The organism is Castellaniella sp. (assembly GCF_034007085.1).
GTDB lineage: Bacteria > Pseudomonadota > Gammaproteobacteria > Burkholderiales > Burkholderiaceae_B > Castellaniella.
On sequence record NZ_JAVERO010000129.1, the window covers coordinates 1 to 5,935 of the forward strand.

The 5,935-nt window shown below is 67.2% G+C and carries 6 protein-coding genes; all 6 read right to left on the reverse strand.

Annotated features, from left to right (window positions below):
• Positions 1-158: 158 nt before the first annotated feature.
• Positions 159-1,655 carry a THUMP domain-containing protein gene (locus RBR29_RS10060; RefSeq protein ID WP_320348982.1) on the reverse strand — a complete coding sequence of 499 codons (1,497 nt, stop codon included), beginning with the start codon at positions 1,653-1,655 and terminating at the stop codon, positions 159-161.
• A 6-nt stretch (positions 1,656-1,661) separates the two neighbouring features.
• Positions 1,662-2,078 (reverse strand): CopD family protein, encoded by a 417-nt coding sequence (locus RBR29_RS10065; RefSeq protein ID WP_320348984.1) that lies wholly within the window; start codon positions 2,076-2,078, stop codon positions 1,662-1,664.
• 30 nt (positions 2,079-2,108) lie between these two features.
• Entirely contained in the window at positions 2,109-3,374 is a 1,266-nt protein-coding gene (locus RBR29_RS10070; protein WP_320348986.1) for a glutamate-5-semialdehyde dehydrogenase, read from the reverse strand.
• Between the two features lie 28 nt (positions 3,375-3,402).
• Entirely contained in the window at positions 3,403-4,452 is a 1,050-nt protein-coding gene (gene holA, locus RBR29_RS10075; RefSeq protein ID WP_320348988.1) for a DNA polymerase III subunit delta, read from the reverse strand.
• 19 nt (positions 4,453-4,471) lie between these two features.
• On the reverse strand, positions 4,472-5,086 hold the full coding sequence (lptE, locus tag RBR29_RS10080; protein WP_320348989.1) for an LPS assembly lipoprotein LptE: 615 nt from the start codon (positions 5,084-5,086) through the stop codon (positions 4,472-4,474).
• A 5-nt stretch (positions 5,087-5,091) separates the two neighbouring features.
• Positions 5,092-5,935: class I tRNA ligase family protein (locus RBR29_RS10085; protein WP_320348990.1), on the reverse strand; the 844-nt coding region annotated here is incomplete at its 5' end.

The following is a 5,935-nucleotide window of genomic DNA, read 5'->3' on the forward strand; positions in this document are numbered from 1 at the left end:
CCGGTTCGCCTGTGAAGTGAGCGGTGCGGTAATGCCGCCAGCAGCAGGAACCCACCGAAGCGACTCAGGAATGGCTCAATGCCGCGCCTGAGCGCCGTAGGAATCTCCGGCCGTCAGGTCGGGGAGGATGTCAACGTACACGATCCGTGGCAGAAATCCTACGATCGGTCGTGGTAGCTGGCAGTGACCAGATCGAACTGGAACAGGCGGCAATCCAGGGCGCCGTTGCGCAAGGGGTGGCGCCGTCGAGCCTTCAGCCGCATCCGGCTGGGCAGGTCCAGATCGCTGGTGATGACATTGAGCTGCCAGCCGCCGTAGTGGCGCTTCAGCCAGCTTGCCCATTCGGACCACAGGTCGGCGTCTTCGTCTGCCAGCCGTTCCCCGTAGGGCGGATTGGTGACGATCCAGCCTGCTTCGGCGGGCGGCGGCATCCGGCGCGCATCGCAGACCTCGAAGTGGATGGTGTCCGGGCTCAGGTGGGCGCGTTCGGCGTTGGCGCGCGCCGCCTCGATGGCGCCTGGATGGATGTCGCAGCCTGTCAGGGGCTGTTCCAGGCGGGGGGCGATCCGTGCGCGGGCGTCTTCTTTCAGGGTGCGCCACAGGCGGGCGTCATGGCCGCGCAATCGCTCGAAACCAAAGGGTCGCCAGATGCCTGGCGGCACGCCCAGGGCGATCCAGGCGGCCTCGATCAACAGGGTGCCGCTGCCGCAGAAGGGATCCAGCAGGGGGGCGTCGAGCGGCCAGTCCGACAGGGCCAGCAGGCCGGCGGCCAGGTTTTCGCGCAGCGGCGCCTCGCCCTTGTCCAGCCGCCAGCCCCGCTTGAACAGGGATTCACCGGTGGTGTCCAGATACAGGGATGCGCGCCGTTCGTCCAGGAACAGGTGGACACGGGCATCCGGCCGGACCGTGTCGATGTCGGGCCGGGCGCCTTCACGTTCGCGCAAACGGTCGCAGATGCCGTCCTTGGCGCGCAGATTGCAGTATTGCAAGCTGCGCATGGGGCTGCGGATGGCCGAAGTGTCCACGCGCAGGGAATGCTCCGGCCCGAACCAGCGTTCCCATTCGGTGTCGCGTGCCAGGGTCAGGATATCGTCTTCGTCGTGGATGTCGGCCTGGGCGATCTGGACCAGGATCCGGGTCGCCAGGCGGGAATACAGGTTGGCGCGCAATATGCCGGTCCAGTCGGCCTGGAAATGGCAACCTGCGCGTCCGGGACGGACGGTTTCGTAGCCCAGCGCCTGCAGTTCCAGGGCCAGAGCTTCTTCCAGGCCGTGCGGACAGGGGGCGAAGATCTGGAAGACTTCGGCCCGTCGTGGCGCGCGCGGCAGGCGCTGGATGCGTGGGGCGTGCGCACGCGGGCTGTCGGATTCGGGGCTTTCCGGACGGTTCCGGCCTGCAGGAGCGGATTTCGGGGATGCGGTCCGCCTGGCGTCCTGGGGGGGGCTGGATGCCTCGACGGGGGCTTGCCGACGGCCTTTGGCTGGGAGGTTGGCAGCGTCGCTGGATTCGGCGCGCGCCTGGCGTGCATGTTCCTGCAGCGCAGCCTGGCGTGCGCGGGCACCCGAGCGCTTGCGGGGCGCAGTGTCCGTCCCGGATCGGGTGGACGAGGCCTTGTGCTTCAGGCTCAGGGTCTTGCGGGTCGTGGAATCGTTCATGGGTGATCAGAAGGGTTTGACGACCACCAGGATCAGGATCAGCAGCAGCAGCAGGACCGGGATTTCGTTGAACCAGCGGAAGTAGCGGTGGGTGTGCGGGTTGGTGCCTGCAGTCAGGGTGCGCAGGTGGTGGCGACAGGCCAGATGGAAGGCCAGCAGGCCGATCACCGCCAGCAGTTTGGCATGCATCCAGCCCTGGCCCTGGCCGATGCCGTAGCCCAGCCACAGCCACAGGCCCAGCGCCAACGCCAGAATACCCAGCGGGGTCATGAAGCGGTACAGGCGTTGTGCCATGCCCAGCAGCGTGGCGCGTGCCGCCGGGTCGCCGCTCTGGGCCAGGTTGACGTAGATGCGCGGCAGGTAGAACAGCCCGGCGAACCAGGACGTGATGAACAGGATGTGGAATGCCTTGACCCACAGCATGATGGTGATCCTTTTGGTGGCGGCCAGGGCTCAGGTCCGCAGTTGGCCTTCGCCGGTCAGCACCCATTTCTGGATGGTCAGGCCTTCCAGCCCGACCGGACCGCGGGCGTGCAGGCGGTTGGTGGAAATGCCGATTTCGGCGCCCAGCCCGTATTCGTAGCCGTCGGCAAAGCAGGTCGGCAGGTTGACGTAGACCGAACTGGAATCGACCTCGCGCTGGAAGCGCTGGGCGGCGGACAGGTCCTCGGTGACGATGGATTCGGTATGTTCGGAACTGTAGCGGGCAATGTGATCCATGGCCTGGTCCAGGGAATCCACGATCCGCACGGCCAGGATGGGCGCGTGGAATTCCGTGGCCCAGTCTTCTTCGGTGGCGGGGATCGAGCCGGGCAGCAGCGCGGCGGCGCGCGGGCAGGCCCGCAGTTCGACGCCCAGTTCGGTGAACCGGGCGCCCGCCCGGGGCAGCCAGTCGGTGGCGATGTCCGCGTGTACCAGCAAGGTTTCCATGGCGCCGCAGATGCCGGTCCGGTAGGTCTTGGCGTTGATGGCGATGTCCAGGGCGCGGTCCAGGTTGGCGGCCTTGTCGATGTAGACGTGGCAGTTGCCTTCCAGGTGCTTGATCAGGGGGACGCGGGCTTCATCGGCCAGGCGGGCGATCAGGCCCTTGCCGCCACGCGGGATGATGACATCGATCCATTCCGGGTGGGTGATCATGGCGCCCACGGCGGCGCGATCGGTGGTGTCCACGACCTGTACGGCGTGCGCGGGCAGGCCGGCGGCCTGCAGGCCCGTCTGGATGATCGTGCCCAGGGCGCGGTTGGAATGGAAGGCCTCGCTGCCGCCACGCAGGATGGTGGCGTTGCCGGATTTCAGGCACAGGGCGGCCGCATCGATGGTCACGTTGGGCCGGGATTCGTAGATGATCCCGATCACGCCCAGCGGCACGCGCATGCGGGCCACGCGCATGCCGTTGGGCCGGGTGGTGGTTTCGCTGAGGCTGCCGATCGGATCGGGCATGGCGGCGATCTGCAGCAGGCCTTCGGTCATCAGGTCCAGCGCCCGGTCGGACAGGCGCAGGCGGTCCATCATGGGGGCATCCAGCCCGCGTTCGGCTGCGGCATGCAGGTCGCGCTGGTTTTCTGCCTGCAGCCAGTCGCGGCGGGCGCGCAGGCCGTCGGCCATGGCCCGCAGGGCTGCTGCCTTGGTGGCACCGGAGGCCGAGCGCAGGATGCGCGCGGCCTGGCGGGCCTGGCGGCCCAGGGTCTGCATGGAAAAACCGGATTGTGTCTCGCTCATGGCATTGTCGATGTGAAAAGTCGGCAGTTCAGTGCCGGGACGATCCTGCGGTGGCGATGCGCATCACCAGCCGTTCGAGTTCGTCCCAGGGATCGCGCAACCGGCCGTCCACCGGGATTCCCTTGATGATACGGTCGATTTCGTGGGCATGGCGCAGCGCGGGCGGCCAGGCTGCCGGCGGGACGCGGGCCAGGGCCTGGCGCGCCAGTTTTTCGCGTGCGCCGAACAGGCGCTGGGCCCGCAGGGCTGCGTCCAGGCCGCTGCGGGCGTGGGGCGCCAGGCGCGCCAGGACGCGGATTTCCTCGCCGATGGCCCAGAGGACCAGTGGCAGGGCTTCGCCTTCGGCCTGCAGCCCCCGCAGTACGGTCAGCGCCCGGTCGGCCTGGCCCAGCAGCATGGCGTCGCGCAGATCATAGAGATTGTAGCGGGCCACGTTCAGCACGGCGGCCTGAACCTGTTCCAGGCTGAGTGCTCCGGCGGGATGCAGCAGGGCGAGCTTTTGCAGTTCCTGGTGGGCGGCCAGCAGGTTGCCTTCGACCTTGTCGGCCAGCCAAGCCAGGGTTTCGGCATCCGCCGTGTGTCCTTGACGGCCCAGGCGGGCAGCGATCCAGTCTGCCAGCGCTGTGCGCGGGATAGTCGGGATTTCGGTCCAGGCGGCGCGGGATTTCAGGGTCTGGACCCACTTGGCCTGCTGGGTCGCACGATCCAATTGCGGCAGGCGCAGCAGAATCCGCACATCAGGCAGCTGCCCGTCGGCGGCCATCGTCGCCAGTTTCAGCAGGGTGTCGGCGCCGGCCTTGCCCGGTTTCCCGGTGGGCAGGCTGATTTCCAGCAGACGCAGATCGCCGAACAAAGACGAATTCTGCGATGCGGCCAGTGCCGCGCCCCAGTCGCTGCGGGCGTCCATCACCAGATGGGTGCGCTCGACACATCCCAGTCGGACAGCGGCTGCGCGGTAGGCATCGGCGGCTTCGGTCAGCAGCAGGATCTCGTCACCGCTCAGGACCGTGCAGGCCGGCAGCGTTTGTGTGCTGGCGTAGTGCTCGGTCAGGCGGTCGGCTGCCGATATGCGTGCCATGGCCCGATATCCGTCCGGGCTAGGGCCGAATCGGGGCCGGTCCGGCCGGGGGGAATGCGTCCAGGACCTTGTCGTCCGGTATCGGTACCGTGGGGCGGCTGGCCGCGTTGGCATAGGCGGCCTGGACTTCCGGCGAGCTCATGCGGCGCAGGATCTGGTCGATCAGGCCGTTGCGCATGTCCTTGAACGTGCGTTCGATCTCGCCTTCCTTGGCCTGGACGATGCGGTCGTTGTATGGCAGTTCGCGGACGCTGAGCAGGGTCGTGGGGGGCAGCAGCACGTGTCCTTCGCGGTCCAGCAGTTCGAACTGGAAATCCAGGTTCAGTTCGTATTCCTCGACCCGGCCATCGGCGTCCAGGGACAGCTGGCGCAGATTCTGGGATTCGGAAATCTGGTGCAGATAGACGTCGGCGTCCTGGCGGCGTTCGGTAAACCGGGTGTCGGGCGAGTTGGCTGTGATGATGCGGCGCAGCCGGGCGCCGAATTCGGAATCCAGGTTGATGTTGGTGTAGATGGCCTGGAAGGGCAGGGGTGTGGCCCCTTTCAGGTGGAAACCGCAGGCACCCAGCGCCAGCAGGGCGATACCGGCCAGGGCGATGCGCAGGCGGCGCGGCAGGCAAGTGAAAGAGGCCATGACCATCATCCGACGACGTTGACCAGCCGACCCGGCACGACCACGACTCGCTTGGGTTCGCGGCCTTCGAGGAAACGGCCGACGGCTTCGTGTGCTCGGGCCAGGGTTTCGATGGCGGGTTTGTCGGCTTCCTGGGGCACGGTGAGCTGGCCGCGAACCTTGCCGTTGACCTGCAGTACCAGTTCGATCGTGTCGGCCTGCAGGGCGGATTCCTCGACCTGGGGCCAGGGCGCATCCAGCAGGTCGCCCAGGACATCGGCCAGACCCAGTTCACGCCACAGCTGCCAGGTGATGTGCGGCACTACGGGATACAGGACGCGCAGCAGGATGGACGTGGATTCGGCCAGGGCCGGGCCCGATACCCCCGCCTGGACGGCGGATTCCAGGGTATTGAGCATTTTCATGGCCGTGGAGACCACGGTGTTGTACTGGATGCGCTGGTAATCGTAGTCCGCCTGGCGCAGCAGGCCGTGGATCTGGCGGCGCAGATCGGCGGCCGCTGCATCCAGCGTATCCGCGGCGATGGGGGTGGCGGCATGACGGCGGATGTCGTCGTGCCGGCTGCGGCAGAAGGCCCACAGACGGCGCAGGAAACGGTGCGCGCCTTCGACACCGGAATCCGACCATTCCAGGGTCTGTTCCGGGGGGCTGGCGAACATCACGAACAAGCGGGCGGTATCGGCGCCCAGGCCATCGATGAGCGATTGCGGATCGACGCCGTTGTTCTTGGATTTGGACATGGTGCCGATGCCGCCGTAGTCCACGGGTGAGCCATCGGATTTCAGGCGCGCGCCGATGATGCCGCCTTTGTCGTCGGTGATGTTTTCGACCTGATCGGGCCAGAAATAC